This window comes from Enterobacter sp. N18-03635 (genome assembly GCF_004006055.1).
Lineage (GTDB): Bacteria > Pseudomonadota > Gammaproteobacteria > Enterobacterales > Enterobacteriaceae > Enterobacter > Enterobacter vonholyi.
On record NZ_CP034769.1, the window covers coordinates 3,575,604 to 3,594,033 of the forward strand.

The following is an 18,430-nucleotide window of genomic DNA, read 5'->3' on the forward strand; positions in this document are numbered from 1 at the left end:
GCCTTATAAAAAGTAGCGATCGCGGAAGGTCAACAGCGCCTTTTCAAAACAGCTAAACGGCGGGTGAACGATGCCCGCCCCAATCATGCCGATGCCCGCGTCTTTGTGCGCAATGGCGGTATTGATGACCGGCAGAATGCCGCTGCCAGCGACCTTCGTGATGTCGATGGCGGTCGGAATGCCCATAAACGAGAGCAGTGGAATGGTGACGTTCGGGTTTTCGCCGAGGGTGATTTCGCGCATCTGGCGGGAGAAGTCGATGGCTTCCTCCACCGTCCCGCCCACCAGGGCGACAATCGCCGGGGCCGTCGCCATCGCAAAGCCGCCGATGCCGTAGGTTTCAGTGATCGCGCTGTCGCCGATATCCAGCCCGGAGTCTTCCGGCTTATAGCCCGCGAACATCGGGCCGATCACCTGCTGCGCCGGGCCGGTGAACCACTGCCCCGGAAGCCCCGAAACGCGCAGGCCGAATTCGTAGCCGTTGCGCGCCATGGTGGTAACCACGGTGCTGTATTCAATGCCGTGGGCGGCGTCCAGCGCGGCTTTACACATCGCCATCCACGTCGGGCCGGAGAAGTAGTCGCTGCTGGCAACAAACTCGAACACCTCGCGCTGCTGCTCCACCGGATAGCCCGCCTGAATTAGCCCCGGCGTCAGCGCCTGGATCAGCAGCGTCGTGCCCGCGTTATTGCGGTTGTGGCACTCGTCGCCCATGTGCAGCGCCTGGGCCAGCATCAGGCGCAGGTCGATTTCGCCGATAATCTTCATCGCGTCGCGCAGCATCGGGCCGAGCACGTCGCGCATCCAGTTCAGTCGGTCGATGACGCTCTGGTCGTTGGCTCCCATGCGCAGGATCTTCGCCATCTGCTCGCTGAGGTTGGTGAACGCGCGGTTGCCGTAGGTTTTGTTCTCAACGATGTGCATAAACATCGACGCGGAGGTGACGCCCGCCATGGAGCCCACGCAGTCGTGCTCGTGGCACGGCGAGAAGGCGATCTCCCCGGAGGCGGCAAGTCGCGCCGCGTCGTCCAGATCCTTCGCCAGCCCTTCAAACACCAGCGCCCCGGTGACCGCCCCCTTCATCGCGCCGCACATGTTTTCCCAGGAGACAGGCGGACCGGCGTGCAGAATGGTGGTGCGGGTCATCCCCGGCACAACGTTAATCGCCTGGTCATAGCCCACCAGCACCGGATGAGACTGAATAATGCGCTCAAGGGCGATTTGGTTGGCAGCGGCGATTTTCTCCGCCAGCGGTTTTTCCGCCAGCTGGTCGAGCGCTTCAACGATCTGCATATTGCCCTGCCCCGGCGGCGTCCAGTCGAGCTGGGTCACGGGAACGTGCTGCTTTTTAAGATCGTCGCTGAACATCGCGAGACCCACGTTAATGACGTTCAGCGGCTGGTTAAATAAGGTAGTCATTATGCGTTCTCCCCTTTGCAGACAAATTCGCGTGCCAGTAATCCGGTATTGGTGCTGCTGCTGGCCCAGATGACGCCTGCGTCGGTCAGCAGCTGACACTGCTGCGCCAGCGACTGCGGATCCTGGTCGGTGCCGAGCACGTAGCCGAGGATCTCCAGCGGACGGTTATCGGCCTTCGCGATGGCCTGTGCTTCTTTAATGGCGTCGATCATCACGCCGACCGGATCCTCGTGGGCGCCGAAGCCGAGCACAAAGTCCATCACAATCACCCCGACTTCCGGGTCGCGAGCCTCCTGCAGCAGGCGGCTGATGCGGTTGGTGGGGTCAATCATCGGGTGCGGCTTGCCGTTGGTGAAATCGTCGTCGCCAAAGTCGAGGAAGGTGTGGGCTTTACTGACGCTGATGTCGCTCAGGCGCTTAGCCGGATCCGGCTGGATGTTGCTGTAAACGTCGTCGAATTTCGCAAGCGCGGCAAACATCGCCTCGTCGCACAGGGTGCCGCCGCAGAACAGGCCGCGAATGTACTTCTGCTGCGGGGTCAGGCGGGCGCGCACCTCTTCAATTAATGGCCAGTTGAGCGGGTGCAAATCGAGGGACTCTTTTTTGATGCCGGTGAGCAGGACGGCCTTCAGCGCCGCCTCTTTGGTGCCGCGCGCGAACTGCAGTCCGTCCTCATCGGCGGGCGGTTCATTGCGCCCGAGGAAGCACGCGATCACGGGCTTGCGACAGGCGCGCGCGCGGGCCAGCACTTTCTCCGCTACCGCTGGCGCGGGCGGCTTGGAGATCAGCGCAATCACTTCTGTACCCTCGTCGGCTTCCAGCATTTCAATGGCGTCAAGCATCATCAGGCCGCCGATCTTCTCGCTGAGATCGCGTCCGCCGGTGCCGATCAGCTGCGACACGCCGCCGCCGAATTCGTGAATACGCACGCTCAGCTCCTGGCTGCCGGTGCCGGATGCGCCGATGATACCAATCGGTCCGCGACGTACCGCGTTGGCGAAGCACAGTCCCGCGCCGTTGATGATGGCAGTGCCGCAGTCCGGCCCCATCATCAGCAGCCCTTTCCGGTGCGCGAGCTGCTTCAGCGCCAGCTCGTCGTCAAGCGACACGTTATCGGAAAACAGCATCACGTTGAGATCGTTTTCCAGCGCCTGACGCGCTTCGCGGGCGGCGAAGGTACCGTTGACGGAAATGACCGCGAGGTTGCTGTCCGGGCGATGGGTTTTGGCGCTGGCAATCGTCGCGTAGCGCGCTTCATGGGCGCCCGCGCTCTCTTTACGCGTGAACAGCGCTTCAATAGCGGCCAGCGTTTCATCATTCGCCGCGTCGCCTTTAATGACGATTATCAGGTCGCCGTTTTTCGCCTCATTTAATTCCGGCGTTAACAGCCCGAGGTTTTTTAAAACGCCCTTATTCATTTCCGTTGCCATCGCGACAAAGGCCTGTTCGACGCCCGGCAATTTATTGGCTTTAGTGGAAACGGACATTAACGATACGGAGTCAAAATAGGTGTTCTTTTTAATCACGATTTTCGTTGGCATTATTTGCACCTGTTCGCGGATAAAAGGGGGCCGCCGTCGTGCAAAATGCACGTCGGTAAAAATGTTTTATTTAATTAGCGGCCAGCCGGAACGGGCTGACCGACCGTCTTATGCGCCCGCCGCCAGCAGCAGGTCTGCAATCTCGGTGAAGCCTTTCTCCCGCGCCAGTTCGAGCGGGGTTTTGCCGTATTTGTCGGTCATATGCGGGTTCGCGCCGTGCTCCAGCAGCAGCTTCACGATCTCCTGCTGCTTTGCGCCGCCGTCGTTGAGTACGATGGCTTCCAGCAGCGGCGTCCAGCCGACAAAATTGGTGTGGTTAACGTTGATATCGGTTTTTTCCAGCAGCTCGCGGACGATCTCCACGTGCCCTTTTTCACTGGCTGGCGTAATGCCTACACCGCCAAAACGCGTCAGACGGTCGAGATCCGGGTTCGCGGGTAATACCAGCCGCAGGAGAGTTAAATCGTTCGTCAGGCAGCTAATCAGGAAAGGGTTAAAGCAGGTCTGATCCTGTTTATCAATATCCGCCCCGGCGGCAATTAAGAACTCCACGCAGGCATAATGTTTTTTCAGGCTGGCAATAATAACGGCGGTTCTTTTCTGGCGGTTCGTGGCGTTAATATCCACGCCCTTCTCCAGACAGGCTTTTAGCGCATCGCTATTGCCCTCTTCTGCCGCCAGCAAAAATTCCGTAACCAGTTCAGTTGCAGACATATTCAGACTCCCGATGTTTTTATTTCTGTTGACCTGAGAATAGCAACAGCCTGGTCATAAAAGAATCCGCTTAAAAATGATTCATCGACAGACAATTCATTGTTGAGATAAATTCAATAAACCGGTCAAAATGTGCGTCTGTGCAACCTTTTTCTTATGGTTAACCGCTTTTTAGCGCGTCAAAACGCATTATGCTTATGTCTGAAAAAGCCTTGTATGGCGCGGCATTGATGAAATAGCCAGAACTGTGATCGGCTTCAAATGCGTTGTAACGACGCTGTTAAAATATGTTCAAAACTGATGGCTGAAGGGAGTGAGATATGAATTCCATCTTTACCGAGGAGAACCTGCTGGCCTTTACCACCGCCGCACGCTTCGGCAGCTTCAGCAAAGCCGCCGCCGAACTGGGTGTAACGACCTCCGCCATCAGTTACACCATTAAGCGCATGGAGACCGGGCTGGACGTGGTGCTGTTCGTCCGCAGCACGCGCAGCATTGAGCTAACCGAATCCGGCTTTTACTTTTACCGCAAAGCCACCGACCTGCTTAACGACTTTCACGCCATCAAGCGCGGGATTGATACCATTTCACAGGGCATCGAGGCGCGTGTACGCATCTGTATCAACCAGCTGTTATATACGCCGCGCCATACCGCGCGGCTGCTGCAGGTGCTGAAAAAGCAGTTCCCCACCTGTCAGATCACCGTCACCACCGAGGTCTATAACGGCGTGTGGGACTCTATCATCAACAACCAGGCCAATATCGCCATTGGCGCGCCGGACACGCTGCTCGACGGCGGCGGAATTGACTACACCGAAATCGGCGCCATTCGCTGGGTGTTTGCCATCGCGCCGGAGCACCCGCTGGCGTTCGTTCCGGAACCGATCGCGGAAAGCCAGCTGCGCCTGTATCCCAACATCATGGTGGAAGATACCGCGCACACCATTAACAAAAAGGTCGGCTGGCTGCTGCACGGGCAGGAGGCGATTCTGGTGCCGGACTTTAACACCAAGTGTCAGTGTCAGATCCTGGGCGAAGGGATAGGCTTTTTGCCGGAATATATGGCGCGGGAAGCGGTTGAAGATGGCCTGCTGGTGACGCGGCGTATCAATAACCCGCGTCAGGATTCGCGCATGCTGCTTGCCACGCAGCATGCCGCAACCGGTCAGGTCACGCGCTGGATCAAACAGCAGTTTGGCCCCCAGGGCGTGCTGACCGGGATCTACAGCGACTTACTCTGGCGTGCTTAGTTCTTACTCTGAATCCAGAAGGCATGGATAAGACCCGGGATGTAGCCCAGCAGCGTCAGAATAATGTTGATAATAAACGCCCAGCCAAACCCTTTGCCTAACAGCACGCCCAGCGGCGGCAACAGGATGGTAAAAACAATACGCCAAAAACCCATATCAAAACTCCGTGCAAGCTAATCCATTGAAAATAATAAAGAGAACTCTTTGTAAGCATAGCCAGCTTACCTGTCTGCGCCAGTTTTCTGCTCCGCGTTTACCCTCTTTTACGCTTGTGACGCTGGTTTAATATACCGGATTAGTTTAGCATTACCTTAATTAAGAAAACACTAAACTAATATGACTGAACTCGAACAGCTTCAGGCCAGCGCCGAGCAGGCCGCCACACTTTTAAAAGCGATGAGCAACCCGCGTAGGCTGCTGATCCTCTGCACCCTGTGCGGAGCGCCCGGCACCAGCGCGGGAGAACTGGCGCGAGCCACGGGGCTTAGTCCTTCCGCCACGTCGCAGCATCTGGCGCGCATGCGTGAGGAAGGTCTGATCGACAGTACCCGCGACGCGCAGCGCATTCTCTATTTCATTAAAAACGATGCGGTGCATCAGCTCATCAGCACCCTGAAAAAGCTTTATTGCCCGTAAGGAGCCGCTATGTCACTTCCCCTTATTTCGCCGCGCGAGGCCAGTGCCCGCATCGCTGAAGGCGCAAAACTGATTGATATTCGTGATGCCGATGAGTACGCCCGCGAGCATATTCCCGCCGCGCGGTCCGTGCCGCTGGGTACTTTACCCGGTGGACTTAAAACGCAGGCGGGCGAAACGGTGATTTTTCACTGCCAGTCCGGCGCCCGTACCTCAGGCAATGCAGATCGCCTGGCGCAGGCTGCCGTTCCCGCTCAGGCATTTGTGGTCGAAGGTGGCATTCAGGGCTGGAAGCAGGCCGGGCTGCCGACTGTCGAAGACAAATCTCAGCCGCTGCCGCTGATGCGTCAGGTGCAAATTGCCGCCGGACTGTTGATACTCTGTGGCGTGGTTCTGGGCTATAGCGTCTCCAGCGGCTTTTTCCTGCTCAGCGGATTTGTCGGAGCCGGGCTGCTGTTTGCGGGTGTGACGGGCTTTTGCGGCATGGCGCGGCTGCTTAAGGTGATGCCCTGGAACCGTCGTACCTCATAAGCAGTAATCGGTGAAATACGCTGTACCCGGCGTCATGCGTGGGCTAATGTGAAGATCGCTAAAACGATGAGGAGGTAATATGTTTTCTGTCGGTGATTATGTGCAACCGCGTAAAGGCGGCCCGAAACTGAAAGTGCTCGAAGTGAACGGTGACAGCATTGTGGCGGTCCAGGCCAGCAATGAGCAAGGTGAGAAATATACGCTGAAAGCCGCCGATGTGGCGCCGTATACCGAAGAAGGTGATTTCGGCGTCTGCTGAACAGATAACCGGGCGGCATGTTCCGCCCGGTCAACGCATTAGATTAGAAAATCATCCAGTGATTTACCGTTTTCCAGCGCGCTGGCGATAGGCTTCGGCGTGCGGCCCTGACCGGTCCACGTTTTTTCTTCACCGTTCTGGTCAATAAAGCGATATTTTGCTTCACGTGGCTTACGCTTTTTCGCTTGCTTACCCGCCAGCGCCAGTTCAGAGCCCAGCAGATCGGTCGGTGAAATACCATCGGCTTTCATCAGTTCCAGCAGGGCATTAATTTTTTCCTGCTGCTCGGCGCGCTGCTGCTCTAATTCCGTCAGTTCACTCCGTTTCTCTTCAGTAACGACCCTGACCTTTTCCAGCATTTCCTCAAGAACGTCCAGGGATAATTCACGCGCCATGGCGCGCAGGGTTCGGATATTATTAAGATTCTGTAACGTCAAAGACATATTATTTGAAAACCTTTTCTTTGGGGTAAATAGATAAATCGCCGACAGAATAATTCATTTGAGTTGAAATATCTACCCAAGGGTCCGTATGGACATCAGTGTAAATATATTAAAATCTCATTGCGAATAATAGCGCACGGGGCTGCCAGGAAACAGTGGAATCTAATCACCGCATTAATATAAATGGTCAACTTTACTCCAAATCACAGCATACTGCGCCGCTGTCATGAGGCGGATTCGTCACCTGCGCCATCAATAAAACCAAACTATTGATTTTGATATAAAAAAAGCCAAACGAGAGAGATTATAACGATCGGAGCAAAAAACGAACAACTTTAGAGAATTTTGTGGACAAAAGGCGATTAAATAAAAATTAATCACTAGTTGTTTGTTCAAACTCAGAGATATACGCTATACACGTCAAACAAACCAACCTAAAGCACTATTCGCCGAAGGGAAATCGTTTCTTTTGTGTTCTTCTCAAGGAGTTCAGACATGTTCTCGCCGCAATCTCGCCTGCGCCACGCGATGGCGGATACCTTCGCGATGGTTGTTTACTGTTCCGTCGTGAACATGCTGATCGAAATATTCCTCTCCGGAATGTCCTTCGAGCAGTCATTTTCTTCTCGTCTGGTGGCGATCCCGGTCAATATTATTATTGCATGGCCTTACGGATTATACCGCGATGCGGTAATGCGTTTCGCGCGTCGAATTAGTCCTGCAGGCTGGGTGAAAAACCTGGCAGACGTCCTGGCGTATGTAACGTTCCAGTCGCCGGTTTACGTGGCCATTCTCCTGACAGTCGGTGCAGACTGGCACCAGATCGCTGCGGCAGTGAGTTCGAATATTGTCATTTCGATGCTGATGGGAGCCGTTTACGGCTATTTCCTCGACTACTGCCGCCGCCTGTTTAAGGTCAGCCAGTACAGCCAGGCAAAAGCGTGATGTGAAGCGACTGGCGCACGCCAGTCGCGGATTTACTGTACGTCGCCAAACAGTCCCTTCAAAAATCGCTCCAGCGCCATACGTGAACTGAAACCGTGCGGAATACCATAATGCTCATGCCGTTCACCGCCTAAATAGAGCGGAAATTGCTGATAATGATCGCAGGTTTTAATATCCGAGGCAGGCTCAGCAAATGACAGGCTTCTGTCTTTCAGCGTCGGGTGAATAATGAGAGCGGTACGTCCCATTCTTGCTTCGCGGTTAACATAAACATAATTCTCGCCGCGGCGATATCCATACGCTTTTGGCGTCACCTCATCCATGGTGAATCCCTCTTTTTCAAGAACGCGTGCCACCTCGTCAGGTCGTAAATACATATCTTTTCCTCGTTATCTTTTCCTGCCCGGCAACCTTACAGTATTCAGCAATAGCAGGGCTTTCAGAATAGTCCATAAACTGCCGGATAACGCGTGATGGGCTTCAGATATTAAATTTCTGAACTAAACTGAACGGGAACACAAAATTACGGAGGATCGCATGTTTAACAGACCGAACCGAAACGATATTAACGACGACGCTCAGGATATTCGTAATGATGTCAGCCAATTAGCGGACACGCTGGAAGAGGTGCTGAAGTCCTGGGGAAGTGACGCGAAGGGCGAAGCGGATGCCGCAAAGCGTAAGGCTCAGTCTCTGCTCCGTGAAACCCGCGCACGTTTAAACGGCCGCACGCGTACGACACAGGCTGCCTGCGATGCGGTCAGCTGCGCAACGACCTTCGTACGCGAGAAACCGCTCTGTACGCTCGGCACGGTAGCGGCAGTCGGTATCTTCGTGGGCGCTCTGCTTAGCCTGCGTAAATAACCCGATCGCGCACCGTTATCTGCCCCGGTGGTCAGTGGCTGCCGGGGCTTTTCTTTGCCTTCTCGCCTGTCTAACCCGCATAGCCTACCCTGCCCCGCTGGGCTCATCATCGGGACAACATCAATCTAAATTTCCCATATCTTGTATGGTTGAAACTTAAGATAACTACATCTAGTATTCCTTTTAGCAAGACACACACAACCTGACGCGATGATTCGCGCCGTTCTCTCATTTTAAATGGAAATACGAATCATGAGCATTATTATTTACACTCGTAACGATTGTGTTCAGTGCCACGCGACCAAACGGGCGATGGAAAGCCGCGGCGTGGCGTTTGAGATGGTGAATATTGACCAGCAGCCCGAGGCCGCAGACACCCTTCGCGCGCAGGGTTTCCGTCAGCTTCCGGTGGTGGTAGCCGGGGAGACCAGCTGGTCTGGCTTTCGCCCGGACATGATCAACCGCCTCGCCTCGCAGGCCGCACGGGCATGAGCAGACTGGTGTTCTTCTCCAGCAGCTCGGAAAACACGCTCCGTTTTATTGAGCGCGTCGGGCTGCCTGCGGTGCGCATTCCGCTCAACGAGCGGGAGCGGATCCGGGTAGAGGAACCGTACATTCTGGTGGTGCCCAGCTATGGCGGAGGCGGTACGGCGGGCGCGGTACCTCGTCAGGTGATCCGCTTTCTGAACGATCCTCATAATCGCGGGCTAATCCGCGGCGTGATCGCGGCGGGGAATCGCAATTTCGGCGATGCCTTTTGCCGCGCCGGGGCTGTCATCTCTCAAAAATGCGGCGTGCCGTATCTCTATCGCTTTGAGCTGATGGGGACGCAGCAGGACGTCGAAAACGTGCGTAAAGGAGTGAACGAATTTTGGCAACGACAACCGCAGAACGGGTGATCCAGGCGACGCCGGATTACCACGCATTAAACGCGATGCTTAACCTCTATGACCGGGAGGGACGCATTCAGTTTGATAAAGACCGTGAGGCGGTGGACGCCTTTTTTGCCGCCCACGTGCGGCCCAACAGCGTGACTTTTGCCAGCCAGAATGAACGTCTCGACCATCTGGTTAACGAGGGTTACTACGACGCGCGCGTACTCACCCGCTACGACCGTGCCTTTGTGGTGAAGCTGTTTGAACGCGCCCACGCCAGCGGTTTTCGTTTCCAGACTTTCCTCGGCGCGTGGAAGTACTACACCAGCTATACGCTGAAGACTTTCGACGGCAAACGCTACTTAGAGAGCTTTGAAGATCGCGTGGTGATGGTCGCACTGACCCTGGCGCAGGGCGATGAAGCGCTGGCGCAACAGCTCACCGACGAGATCCTCTCCGGCCGCTTCCAGCCAGCCACGCCGACCTTCCTCAACTGCGGTAAAGCCCAGCGCGGCGAGCTGGTTTCCTGCTTCCTGCTGCGTATCGAAGATAACATGGAGTCGATTGGCCGCGCGGTGAACTCGGCGCTGCAGCTTTCCAAACGCGGCGGCGGCGTGGCGTTTCTGCTTTCTAACCTGCGTGAAGCGGGCGCGCCGATCAAGCGCATTGAAAACCAGTCTTCCGGCGTGATCCCGGTGATGAAGATGCTGGAGGATGCATTCTCTTATGCTAACCAGCTTGGCGCGCGCCAGGGTGCGGGAGCGGTTTACCTGCACGCGCATCATCCGGACATTCTGCGTTTTCTCGATACCAAACGCGAAAACGCCGACGAAAAAATCCGCATCAAAACCCTGTCGCTGGGCGTGGTGATCCCGGATATCACCTTTAAACTGGCCAAAGAGAATGCCGGGATGGCGCTCTTCTCGCCGTATGACGTTGAGCGTATTTACGGCAAAGCGTTTGGTGACGTGGCGATAAGCGAGCTGTATGACGAGCTGGTAGCCGACGAGCGCATTCGCAAAAAATATATCAACGCCCGCGATTTCTTCCAGACGCTTGCGGAGATCCAGTTTGAGTCCGGCTATCCGTACATTATGTATGAAGATACGGTGAACCGCGCGAACCCGATTGCCGGGCGCATCAACATGAGCAACCTGTGCTCGGAGATCTTGCAGGTCAACAGCGCATCGGCCTACGACGAAAACCTCGACTATGCTGACATCGGCAAAGATATCTCCTGCAACCTCGGATCGCTGAATATCGCCCACACCATGGATTCTCCCGACTTTGGCCGCACGGTGGAGACCGCCATTCGCGGGCTGACGGCGGTGTCGGACATGAGCCACATCCGCAGCGTGCCTTCCATCGAGGCGGGCAACGCCGCGTCGCACGCCATCGGGCTGGGGCAGATGAACCTGCACGGCTACCTGGCGCGGGAGGGCATCGCCTATGGCAGTCCGGAAGGGCTGGACTTCACCAACCTCTATTTTTACACCATCACCTGGCACGCGCTGCACACCTCGATGATGCTGGCGCGCGAGCGCAACCAGCGGTTCGCGGGCTTTGAGCAGTCCCGCTACGCCAGCGGGGAGTATTTTAGCCAGTATCTTGAAGGCGACTGGCAGCCGAAAACCGAAAAAGTGCGCGAACTGTTTGCTCTCTCCGGAATCGAGTTGCCGACGCGCGAAATGTGGCAGCAATTGCGGAATGACGTGATGCGCTACGGCATCTACAACCAGAACCTGCAGGCGGTGCCGCCAACCGGTTCGATCTCCTATATCAATCACGCCACGTCGAGCATTCACCCGATCGTGTCGAAAATCGAGATTCGCAAAGAAGGCAAAACCGGGCGCGTTTACTACCCTGCCCCGTTTATGACCAATGAGAACCTGGCGCTCTATCAGGACGCGTATGAGATCGGCCCGGAAAAAATCATCGATACCTACGCGGAGGCGACAAAACACGTGGATCAGGGGCTCTCGCTGACGCTGTTCTTCCCGGATACCGCCACCACGCGGGATATCAACAGGGCGCAGATCTACGCCTGGAAGAAAGGTATCAAGACGCTTTACTACATTCGCCTGCGCCAGCTTGCGCTGGAAGGCACCGAAATTGAAGGCTGCGTGTCCTGCGCGCTGTAAGGAGAAAGGATGAAACTGTCACGCGTGAGTGCCGTTAACTGGAACAAAATCCAGGACGATAAAGATCTGGAGGTCTGGAACCGTCTGACCAGCAACTTCTGGCTGCCGGAAAAGGTCCCGCTCTCCAACGATATTCCGGCCTGGCAAACCCTGAGCTACGCCGAACAGCAGCTGACGATCCGCGTCTTTACCGGCCTGACGCTGCTGGACACCATTCAGAATACCGTCGGCGCACCGGCGCTGATGAGCGACGCGCTGACGCCGCACGAAGAGGCGGTGATGTCGAACATCAGCTTTATGGAGGCGGTGCACGCCCGCTCTTACAGCTCGATTTTCTCCACGCTGTGCCAGACCAAAGACGTGGACGCAGCCTATACCTGGAGTGAAGAGAGTGAGTCATTACAGAGAAAGGCGGAGCTGGTACTGACGTATTATCGGGCCGACGAGCCGCTGAAAAAGAAAATCGCCAGCGTATTCCTGGAATCGTTCCTCTTCTATTCCGGCTTCTGGCTGCCCATGTACTGGTCGAGCCGGGGCAAGCTCACCAACACCGCCGATTTGATTCGGCTTATCATTCGGGATGAAGCGGTACACGGCTATTACATCGGCTATAAGTACCAGAAAGGGCTGGAGAAAGTCAGCGAGGCAAAGCGCGAGGAGCTTAAAGGCTTTGCGCTCGATTTGCTGATGGATCTGTACGACAACGAGCTGAGCTATACCGAGGAACTCTACGCCGGTACCGGCTGGGAGGAAGACGTTAAGGCCTTCCTCTGCTACAACGCCAACAAGGCGCTGATGAACCTTGGCTACGAGGCGCTTTTCCCACCGGACATGGCTGAAGTTAACCCGGCCATTCTGGCTGCGCTGTCGCCCAACGCCGACGAAAACCACGATTTCTTCTCGGGATCGGGCTCATCGTACGTGATGGGCAAAGCGGTGGAAACCGAGGATGAAGACTGGGATTTTTAATGAACGCTAACGTTCGTTAATTTAATATAAACCCAACAATTCCCTCTCTAATATTTACAAAACAACTACACTGTAATTTCCACGTCATATTCGCCTGAATCATTCCAATTCAGGCGAAATTTCCCGATGCAGCAGCAAAAAATTGAGAAAAATTCAGATCACGCTCAGCCCTTTACTCATGGGAAATTCAGCCGTTTCGCTTCCCTGAAAATTCATGCCATAAGCAAACCCAGGGTTGTCTCAGATTCTCAGTATGTTAGGGTTATGCCCGTTAACAATTTACCATGGTAATCATATCGGCATAAACAAATAACAGGACACTCTCTATTGCATGGCAATTAAATTAGAAGTGAAAAATCTTTATAAAGTATTTGGCGAGCATCCGCAGCGCGCATTCAAATATATTGAGAAAGGCCTTACGAAAGAGCAAATTCTGGAAAAAACCGGGCTATCGCTTGGCGTTAAAGACGCCAGTCTGGCCATTGAAGAAGGCGAGATTTTTGTCATCATGGGATTATCCGGTTCGGGTAAATCCACTATGGTTCGCCTTCTCAATCGCCTGATTGAACCCACCCGCGGACAGGTGCTGATTGACGGCGTGGATATCGCCAGAATATCAGACGCCGAGCTTCGCGAGGTGCGCAGAAAGAAGATCGCAATGGTGTTTCAGTCATTCGCGCTAATGCCGCACATGACGGTACTGGATAATACCGCCTTCGGCATGGAATTAGCCGGCACGCCTGCTCAGGAACGTCAGGAAAAAGCTCTGGATGCACTGCGTCAGGTCGGGCTGGAAAATTATGCGCATGCGTACCCGGATGAACTTTCCGGCGGTATGCGCCAGCGCGTGGGATTAGCCCGTGCATTAGCCATTAATCCAGACATATTATTAATGGATGAAGCCTTCTCCGCCCTCGATCCGTTAATTCGTACCGAGATGCAGGACGAGCTGGTAAAATTACAGGCTAAACATCAGCGAACAATTGTGTTTATTTCCCACGATCTGGATGAAGCCATGCGTATAGGTGACCGTATTGCCATTATGCAAAACGGTGAAGTGGTGCAGGTCGGCACGCCGGATGAAATTCTCAATAATCCCGCGAATGATTATGTACGCACCTTCTTCCGCGGCGTGGATATTAGCCAGGTCTTTAGCGCCAAAGATATTGCCCGTCGAACGCCAAACGGCATTATTCGTAAAACCCCAGGTTTCGGCCCACGCTCGGCGCTGAAGCTGCTGCAGGACGAAGACCGTGAATACGGTTATCTGGTTGAACGCGGCAATAAATTTGTCGGCGTTGTCTCCATCGATTCCCTGAAAACTGCGCTCAGCGAAAACCAGGGCATCGATGCGGCGTTAATTGACGCTCCGCTTGCCGTGGACGCCGAAACACCGCTCAGCGAGCTGCTCTCTCACGTGGGACAGGCACCGTGTGCCGTGCCCGTCGTGGGTGAGGAACAACAGTACGTCGGCATCATCTCAAAACGCATGCTGCTGCAGGCTTTAGATCGCGAGGGGGCAAACAATGGCTGATCAATCAAACCCGTGGGGCACCGCTGAAGCAGCGGACAACGCTTCGCAATCCGCCGACGCGTGGGGTTCCACGCCAGCACCCGCCGATGGCGGCGGCGCGGCGGACTGGCTGAACAGCGCACCCGCGCCTGCGCCAGAGCATTTCAACATCATGGATCCGTTCCATAAAACGCTGATCCCGCTGGACAGCTGGGTCACGGAGGGGATCGACTGGGTGGTGACGCACTTCCGCCCGGTTTTCCAGGGGATCCGCATTCCGGTGGATTACATCCTGAACGGCTTCCAGCAGCTGATGCTGGGCATGCCGGCGCCGGTGGCGATTATTCTGTTCTCCCTGATCGCCTGGCAGTTTGGCAGCGCCGGGATGGGGATCGCCACGCTGATTTCGCTGATTGCCATCGGCGCGATTGGGGCATGGTCGCAGGCGATGATCACCCTGGCGCTGGTGCTGACTGCCCTGCTCTTCTGCATCGTCATCGGCCTGCCGATGGGGATCTGGCTGGCGCGCAGCCCGCGGGCGGCGAAGATTATTCGCCCGCTGCTGGATGCGATGCAGACCACCCCGGCATTCGTCTATCTGGTGCCGATTGTGATGCTGTTCGGCATCGGCAACGTGCCGGGTGTGGTGGTCACCATTATCTTCGCGCTGCCGCCGATTATTCGTCTGACCATTCTCGGGATCAACCAGGTGCCTGCGGACCTGATCGAAGCGTCACGCTCGTTCGGCGCCAGCCCGCGCCAGATGCTGTTTAAGGTTCAGCTCCCGCTGGCCATGCCAACCATCATGGCGGGCGTTAACCAGACGCTGATGCTGGCCCTTTCGATGGTGGTGATTGCCTCGATGATCGCCGTTGGCGGTCTGGGTCAGATGGTGCTGCGCGGCATTGGCCGTCTCGACATGGGGCTGGCTACCGTTGGCGGCGTCGGGATTGTGATCCTCGCCATTATTCTTGACCGCCTGACCCAGGCCGTCGGTCGCGATTCACGCAGTCGCGGCAACCGTCGCTGGTATTCCACCGGCCCTGTCGGGTTACTCACCCGCCCCTTTATAAAATAAGGAACAACGATGCGACATAACGTACTTTTTGCCACAGCGTTTGCCACCCTTGTCTCCACCAGCACGTTTGCGGCAGACCTGCCGGGTAAAGGCGTTACCGTGCAGCCGGTGCAGAGCACCATTTCGGAAGAGAGCTTCCAGACCCTGATCGTCAGCCGCGCGCTGGAAAAACTGGGCTATACGGTTAACACGCCGAGCGAAGTGGATTACAACGTGGGCTACACCTCGATTGCCTCCGGTGACGCCACCTTTACCGCCGTCAACTGGCAGCCGCTGCACGACGACATGTATGCCGCCGCCGGTGGCGACAAGAAATTCTATCGCGAGGGTACCTTCGTGACGGGCGCGGCGCAGGGTTATCTGATCGACAAGAAAACCGCCGATAAGTACCACATCACCAATATTGAACAGCTGAAAGATCCGAAGATCGCCAAACTGTTTGACACCAACGGTGACGGCAAGGCCGACATGATGGGCTGCTCGCCTGGCTGGGGCTGTGAAGCGGTGATTAACCACCAGAACAAAGCTTTCGATCTGGCGAAAACGGTCGACGTGAGCCACGGCAACTATTCAGCGATGATGGCCGACACCATTGCCCGCTTCAAAGAGGGTAAACCGGTGATCTATTACACCTGGACGCCGTACTGGGTAAGCGACGTGCTGAAGCCGGGTAAAGACGTGGTGTGGCTGCAGGTGCCGTTCTCTTCCCTGCCGGGCGAGCAGAAAGATATCGACACCAGGCTGCCGAACGGCATGAACTACGGCTTCCCGGTGAACACCATGCATATCGTGGCGAACAATGCCTGGGCGGAGAAAAACCCGGCGGCGGCGAAGCTGTTTTCGGTAATGAAGCTGCCGCTGGCTGACATCAACGCCCAGAACGCGATGATGCACGCGGGTAAATCGTCTGAGGCAGATGTCAAAGGCCACGTCGACGGCTGGATCAAAGCCCACCAGCAGCAGTTTGACGGCTGGGTGAAAGAGGCGCTTGAGGCGCAGAAGTAAAAACAAAACCCTACCCCTCACCCTAACCCTCTCCCCTTTGGGGAGAGGGCCGGGGTGAGGGGATCAAACCGCACTATCCCCCTAAACCGCACAATCCATCACCCAACAATCCCCCAACTTTCACAATCATTAGCTATTATGGTTTCCGGAAAAATAATCACTCAACTAACGATTCCTGAAACTAATGACAAAAACAACTCAAGGGCTTAGCCCCGCACTCATCCTTTTAATGTCCGTGGCAACGGGTCTGGCCGTCGCCAGCAACTATTACGCGCAGCCTCTTCTCGACACCATCGCCCGCGCGTTCAATCTCTCCGCCAGCTCCGCAGGCTTTATCGTCACCGCAGCACAGCTAGGCTATGCCGCCGGGCTGCTGTTTCTGGTGCCGCTGGGCGATATGTTTGAACGCCGAATGCTGATCGTCTCCATGACCCTGCTGGCCGCCGGTGGGATGCTGATCACCGCCAGCAGCCAGTCGCTGACGATGATGATCGTCGGAACCGCGCTAACGGGACTGTTCTCCGTGGTGGCGCAAATTCTGGTCCCGCTCGCCGCGACTCTCGCCTCTCCGGAAAAACGCGGCAAGGTGGTGGGTACCATCATGAGCGGCCTGCTGCTGGGGATTTTGCTGGCGCGTACCGTTGCTGGGCTGCTGGCAAGCCTCGGCGGCTGGCGCACCGTATACTGGGTGGCGAGCGTGCTGATGGTCGTTATGGCGCTAGCGCTGTGGCGCGGGCTGCCAAAAGTGAAGCAGGAAAACCACCTGAACTACCCGCAGCTGCTGGCCTCCGTTTTCAGCCTGTTCACCCAGGATAAGCTTCTGCGCACTCGCGCCCTGCTGGGCTGCTTCACCTTCGCTAACTTCAGCATTCTGTGGACGTCAATGGCGTTTCTGCTGGCCGCACCGCCGTTCAATTATTCCGAAGGGGTGATTGGCCTGTTCGGCCTGGCCGGTGCCGCAGGCGCGCTGGGCGCGCGTCCCGCAGGCGGGCTGGCCGACAAGGGTAAATCCCACCTGACCACCTCCGCAGGACTGATTTTACTTCTGCTCTCCTGGGCGGCGATCTGGTACGGACACATTTCGGTGCTGGCGCTGATCGTCGGTATCCTGGTACTCGATCTCACCGTACAGGGCGTTCACATTACCAATCAGACCGTTATCTATCGCGTGAAGCCAGAGGCGCGTAACCGCCTGACGGCCGGCTACATGACCAGCTACTTTATCGGCGGCGCTGCGGGTTCGCTAATTTCAGCGTCGGCGTGGCAGCATGCGGGCTGGTCGGGGGTGTGTGCGATTGGGGCCATCGTCGCTACCCTCAACCTGCTAGTATGGTGGCGTGGTTACCACCGTCAGGATGCAATTAACTAACATTTACATTGAGTTGGCCTCTTAGGGTGTTAAGAGGCCCTTCACTCTGTTAATGTAAACGTAATCATTTATCCCAGAAATTTTAATGTGGGTGACATATTTACAATTGGCATGAATAGTTCAGACCCCCGTCCTCACATCCTTTCCTCAGCGGGTTCATACCCTACGCTTTCTGTGCTCACCGGGTCACGGACTTACCCGGCGCTTTCTGATGGTGACATAAGTTTGGCGGATATAACCGCACAAATAATTCATTTACATTATTTGTCACCGTCGTTACTATATCGGCTGTAATTAATGAGGTTATGCCCAAATGGATAGTTCGTTTACGCCCATTGAACAAATGCTTAAATTCCGCGCCAGTCGCCATGAGGACTTTCCGTACCAGGAAATCCTGCTGACTCGCCTGTGCATGCACATGCAGGGTAAGCTACTGGAAAACCGTAATAAAATGCTGAAAGCTCAAGGGATTAACGAGACATTGTTTATGGCGTTGATCACGCTGGAGTCTCAGGAAAATCACAGCATTCAGCCTTCCGAACTGAGCTGCGCGCTGGGCTCCTCCCGTACCAATGCGACCCGTATTGCCGATGAACTCGAAAAGCGTGGCTGGATTGAGCGCCGCGAAAGCGACAACGATCGCCGCTGCCTGCATCTGCAACTGACCGATAAAGGTCACCAGTTCCTGCGCGAGGTGCTGCCACCTCAGCACAATTGCCTGCACAAACTCTGGTCTGTCCTCAGCACCGCCGAGCGCGACCAGCTTGAGCACATCACTCGCAAGCTGCTCACCCGTCTGGACCAGATGGATGAAGACGGCGCCGTTCTTGAGGCGCTGCGCTAACGCGACGACACGCTCACCATTCCTGATTCATAAG

The 18,430-nt window shown here is 55.7% G+C and carries 21 protein-coding genes; 15 read left to right on the forward strand and 6 right to left on the reverse strand.

The window, feature by feature from the left end:
- Nucleotides 1-3: 3 nt before the first annotated feature.
- The 3 genes from ELK40_RS17785 to ELK40_RS17795 form a co-directional block, all read right to left on the reverse strand.
- On the reverse strand, nucleotides 4-1,419 hold the full coding sequence (locus ELK40_RS17785; RefSeq protein WP_206529369.1) for a DUF1116 domain-containing protein: 1,416 nt from the start codon (nucleotides 1,417-1,419) through the stop codon (nucleotides 4-6).
- The gene (gene fdrA / locus ELK40_RS17790; RefSeq protein WP_115876114.1) at nucleotides 1,419-2,960 is read right to left on the reverse strand and encodes an acyl-CoA synthetase FdrA; all 1,542 of its coding nucleotides are present in this window, start codon (nucleotides 2,958-2,960) and stop codon (nucleotides 1,419-1,421) included. Before fdrA ends, ELK40_RS17785 begins: the two co-directional genes overlap by 1 nt.
- A gap of 108 nt (nucleotides 2,961-3,068) precedes the next feature.
- Nucleotides 3,069-3,674: an ankyrin repeat domain-containing protein gene (locus ELK40_RS17795; RefSeq protein WP_127732084.1), complete on the reverse strand. Its 606-nt coding sequence runs from the start codon at nucleotides 3,672-3,674 to the stop codon at nucleotides 3,069-3,071.
- Nucleotides 3,675-3,994: 320 nt separating this feature from the next.
- On the opposite strand from ELK40_RS17795, the gene ELK40_RS17800 reads away from it, so the two are divergent.
- Entirely contained in the window at nucleotides 3,995-4,924 is a 930-nt protein-coding gene (locus ELK40_RS17800) for a LysR substrate-binding domain-containing protein (RefSeq protein WP_115876116.1), read from the forward strand.
- Here ELK40_RS17800 and ELK40_RS17805 read toward each other — a convergent pair.
- Nucleotides 4,921-5,079, reverse strand: coding sequence for a YqaE/Pmp3 family membrane protein (locus ELK40_RS17805; protein WP_115876117.1), 159 nt, complete (start codon nucleotides 5,077-5,079; stop codon nucleotides 4,921-4,923). The two genes, ELK40_RS17800 and ELK40_RS17805, sit on opposite strands and share 4 nt — an antisense overlap.
- A gap of 181 nt (nucleotides 5,080-5,260) precedes the next feature.
- Between ELK40_RS17805 and ELK40_RS17810 the strand changes: the two genes are divergently transcribed.
- The 3 genes from ELK40_RS17810 to ELK40_RS17820 all read left to right on the forward strand — a co-directional run bounded on the left by ELK40_RS17810 (nucleotide 5,261) and on the right by ELK40_RS17820 (nucleotide 6,350).
- Entirely contained in the window at nucleotides 5,261-5,560 is a 300-nt protein-coding gene (locus ELK40_RS17810) for a metalloregulator ArsR/SmtB family transcription factor (RefSeq protein ID WP_115876118.1), read from the forward strand.
- A 9-nt stretch (nucleotides 5,561-5,569) separates the two neighbouring features.
- On the forward strand, nucleotides 5,570-6,091 hold the full coding sequence (locus ELK40_RS17815; RefSeq protein WP_115876119.1) for a rhodanese family protein: 522 nt from the start codon (nucleotides 5,570-5,572) through the stop codon (nucleotides 6,089-6,091).
- Nucleotides 6,092-6,170: 79 nt separating this feature from the next.
- Complete coding sequence (locus ELK40_RS17820; RefSeq protein ID WP_023308920.1) at nucleotides 6,171-6,350, forward strand: hypothetical protein; 180 nt, start codon at nucleotides 6,171-6,173, stop codon at nucleotides 6,348-6,350.
- A gap of 38 nt (nucleotides 6,351-6,388) precedes the next feature.
- Here ELK40_RS17820 and stpA read toward each other — a convergent pair whose 3' ends face one another.
- Nucleotides 6,389-6,793: a DNA-binding protein StpA gene (stpA, locus tag ELK40_RS17825; RefSeq protein WP_127732086.1), complete on the reverse strand. Its 405-nt coding sequence runs from the start codon at nucleotides 6,791-6,793 to the stop codon at nucleotides 6,389-6,391.
- Between the two features lie 495 nt (nucleotides 6,794-7,288).
- On the opposite strand from stpA, the gene alaE reads away from it, so the two are divergent.
- Nucleotides 7,289-7,738, forward strand: coding sequence for an L-alanine exporter AlaE (gene alaE / locus ELK40_RS17830; protein ID WP_115876121.1), 450 nt, complete (start codon nucleotides 7,289-7,291; stop codon nucleotides 7,736-7,738).
- Between the two features lie 32 nt (nucleotides 7,739-7,770).
- Here the strand turns inward: alaE and ELK40_RS17835 are convergent, their stop codons facing one another.
- Nucleotides 7,771-8,115 carry a DUF2002 family protein gene (locus ELK40_RS17835; protein WP_023308923.1) on the reverse strand — a complete coding sequence of 115 codons (345 nt, stop codon included), beginning with the start codon at nucleotides 8,113-8,115 and terminating at the stop codon, nucleotides 7,771-7,773.
- 160 nt (nucleotides 8,116-8,275) lie between these two features.
- Between ELK40_RS17835 and ELK40_RS17840 the strand changes: the two genes are divergently transcribed.
- The 10 genes from ELK40_RS17840 to mprA all read left to right on the forward strand — a co-directional run bounded on the left by ELK40_RS17840 (nucleotide 8,276) and on the right by mprA (nucleotide 18,396).
- Nucleotides 8,276-8,602, forward strand: a complete 327-nt coding sequence (locus ELK40_RS17840; protein WP_127732088.1) for a DUF883 domain-containing protein — start codon at nucleotides 8,276-8,278, stop codon at nucleotides 8,600-8,602.
- Nucleotides 8,603-8,854: 252 nt separating this feature from the next.
- A complete protein-coding gene (gene nrdH / locus ELK40_RS17845) occupies nucleotides 8,855-9,094 on the forward strand; it encodes a glutaredoxin-like protein NrdH (protein ID WP_111965893.1) in 240 nt (79 codons plus the stop codon).
- Entirely contained in the window at nucleotides 9,091-9,501 is a 411-nt protein-coding gene (nrdI, locus tag ELK40_RS17850; RefSeq protein ID WP_115876122.1) for a class Ib ribonucleoside-diphosphate reductase assembly flavoprotein NrdI, read from the forward strand. The genes nrdH and nrdI overlap by 4 nt, the downstream gene beginning before the upstream one ends.
- Nucleotides 9,474-11,618, forward strand: coding sequence for a class 1b ribonucleoside-diphosphate reductase subunit alpha (nrdE, locus tag ELK40_RS17855; RefSeq protein WP_115876123.1), 2,145 nt, complete (start codon nucleotides 9,474-9,476; stop codon nucleotides 11,616-11,618). The genes nrdI and nrdE overlap by 28 nt, the downstream gene beginning before the upstream one ends.
- Nucleotides 11,619-11,627: 9 nt before the next feature.
- On the forward strand, nucleotides 11,628-12,587 hold the full coding sequence (gene nrdF, locus ELK40_RS17860) for a class 1b ribonucleoside-diphosphate reductase subunit beta (RefSeq protein WP_115876124.1): 960 nt from the start codon (nucleotides 11,628-11,630) through the stop codon (nucleotides 12,585-12,587).
- 331 nt (nucleotides 12,588-12,918) lie between these two features.
- Nucleotides 12,919-14,121, forward strand: a complete 1,203-nt coding sequence (gene proV, locus ELK40_RS17865; protein WP_127732090.1) for a glycine betaine/L-proline ABC transporter ATP-binding protein ProV — start codon at nucleotides 12,919-12,921, stop codon at nucleotides 14,119-14,121.
- Nucleotides 14,114-15,178: a glycine betaine/L-proline ABC transporter permease ProW gene (proW, locus tag ELK40_RS17870; RefSeq protein ID WP_127732092.1), complete on the forward strand. Its 1,065-nt coding sequence runs from the start codon at nucleotides 14,114-14,116 to the stop codon at nucleotides 15,176-15,178. Before proV ends, proW begins: the two co-directional genes overlap by 8 nt.
- A 9-nt stretch (nucleotides 15,179-15,187) precedes the next feature.
- Complete coding sequence (proX, locus tag ELK40_RS17875) at nucleotides 15,188-16,183, forward strand: glycine betaine/L-proline ABC transporter substrate-binding protein ProX (protein WP_127732094.1); 996 nt, start codon at nucleotides 15,188-15,190, stop codon at nucleotides 16,181-16,183.
- 184 nt (nucleotides 16,184-16,367) lie between these two features.
- Nucleotides 16,368-17,552 (forward strand): MFS transporter, encoded by a 1,185-nt coding sequence (locus ELK40_RS17880; protein ID WP_127732096.1) that lies wholly within the window; start codon nucleotides 16,368-16,370, stop codon nucleotides 17,550-17,552.
- 313 nt (nucleotides 17,553-17,865) lie between these two features.
- Nucleotides 17,866-18,396: a transcriptional repressor MprA gene (gene mprA, locus ELK40_RS17885; RefSeq protein ID WP_023333174.1), complete on the forward strand. Its 531-nt coding sequence runs from the start codon at nucleotides 17,866-17,868 to the stop codon at nucleotides 18,394-18,396.
- The last annotated feature ends 34 nt before the right edge of the window (nucleotides 18,397-18,430 follow it).

Coding starts and splice junctions, on each gene's coding strand:
- ELK40_RS17785 (WP_206529369.1), bottom strand. CDS start 1,419: ATGACTACCTTATTTAACCAGCCGCTGAACGTCATTAACGTGGGTCTC.
- fdrA (WP_115876114.1), bottom strand. CDS start 2,960: ATGCCAACGAAAATCGTGATTAAAAAGAACACCTATTTTGACTCCGTA.
- ELK40_RS17795 (WP_127732084.1), bottom strand. CDS start 3,674: ATGTCTGCAACTGAACTGGTTACGGAATTTTTGCTGGCGGCAGAAGAG.
- ELK40_RS17800 (WP_115876116.1), top strand. CDS start 3,995: ATGAATTCCATCTTTACCGAGGAGAACCTGCTGGCCTTTACCACCGCC.
- ELK40_RS17805 (WP_115876117.1), bottom strand. CDS start 5,079: ATGGGTTTTTGGCGTATTGTTTTTACCATCCTGTTGCCGCCGCTGGGC.
- ELK40_RS17810 (WP_115876118.1), top strand. CDS start 5,261: ATGACTGAACTCGAACAGCTTCAGGCCAGCGCCGAGCAGGCCGCCACA.
- ELK40_RS17815 (WP_115876119.1), top strand. CDS start 5,570: ATGTCACTTCCCCTTATTTCGCCGCGCGAGGCCAGTGCCCGCATCGCT.
- ELK40_RS17820 (WP_023308920.1), top strand. CDS start 6,171: ATGTTTTCTGTCGGTGATTATGTGCAACCGCGTAAAGGCGGCCCGAAA.
- stpA (WP_127732086.1), bottom strand. CDS start 6,793: ATGTCTTTGACGTTACAGAATCTTAATAATATCCGAACCCTGCGCGCC.
- alaE (WP_115876121.1), top strand. CDS start 7,289: ATGTTCTCGCCGCAATCTCGCCTGCGCCACGCGATGGCGGATACCTTC.
- ELK40_RS17835 (WP_023308923.1), bottom strand. CDS start 8,115: ATGTATTTACGACCTGACGAGGTGGCACGCGTTCTTGAAAAAGAGGGA.
- ELK40_RS17840 (WP_127732088.1), top strand. CDS start 8,276: ATGTTTAACAGACCGAACCGAAACGATATTAACGACGACGCTCAGGAT.
- nrdH (WP_111965893.1), top strand. CDS start 8,855: ATGAGCATTATTATTTACACTCGTAACGATTGTGTTCAGTGCCACGCG.
- nrdI (WP_115876122.1), top strand. CDS start 9,091: ATGAGCAGACTGGTGTTCTTCTCCAGCAGCTCGGAAAACACGCTCCGT.
- nrdF (WP_115876124.1), top strand. CDS start 11,628: ATGAAACTGTCACGCGTGAGTGCCGTTAACTGGAACAAAATCCAGGAC.
- proV (WP_127732090.1), top strand. CDS start 12,919: ATGGCAATTAAATTAGAAGTGAAAAATCTTTATAAAGTATTTGGCGAG.
- proW (WP_127732092.1), top strand. CDS start 14,114: ATGGCTGATCAATCAAACCCGTGGGGCACCGCTGAAGCAGCGGACAAC.
- proX (WP_127732094.1), top strand. CDS start 15,188: ATGCGACATAACGTACTTTTTGCCACAGCGTTTGCCACCCTTGTCTCC.
- ELK40_RS17880 (WP_127732096.1), top strand. CDS start 16,368: ATGACAAAAACAACTCAAGGGCTTAGCCCCGCACTCATCCTTTTAATG.
- mprA (WP_023333174.1), top strand. CDS start 17,866: ATGGATAGTTCGTTTACGCCCATTGAACAAATGCTTAAATTCCGCGCC.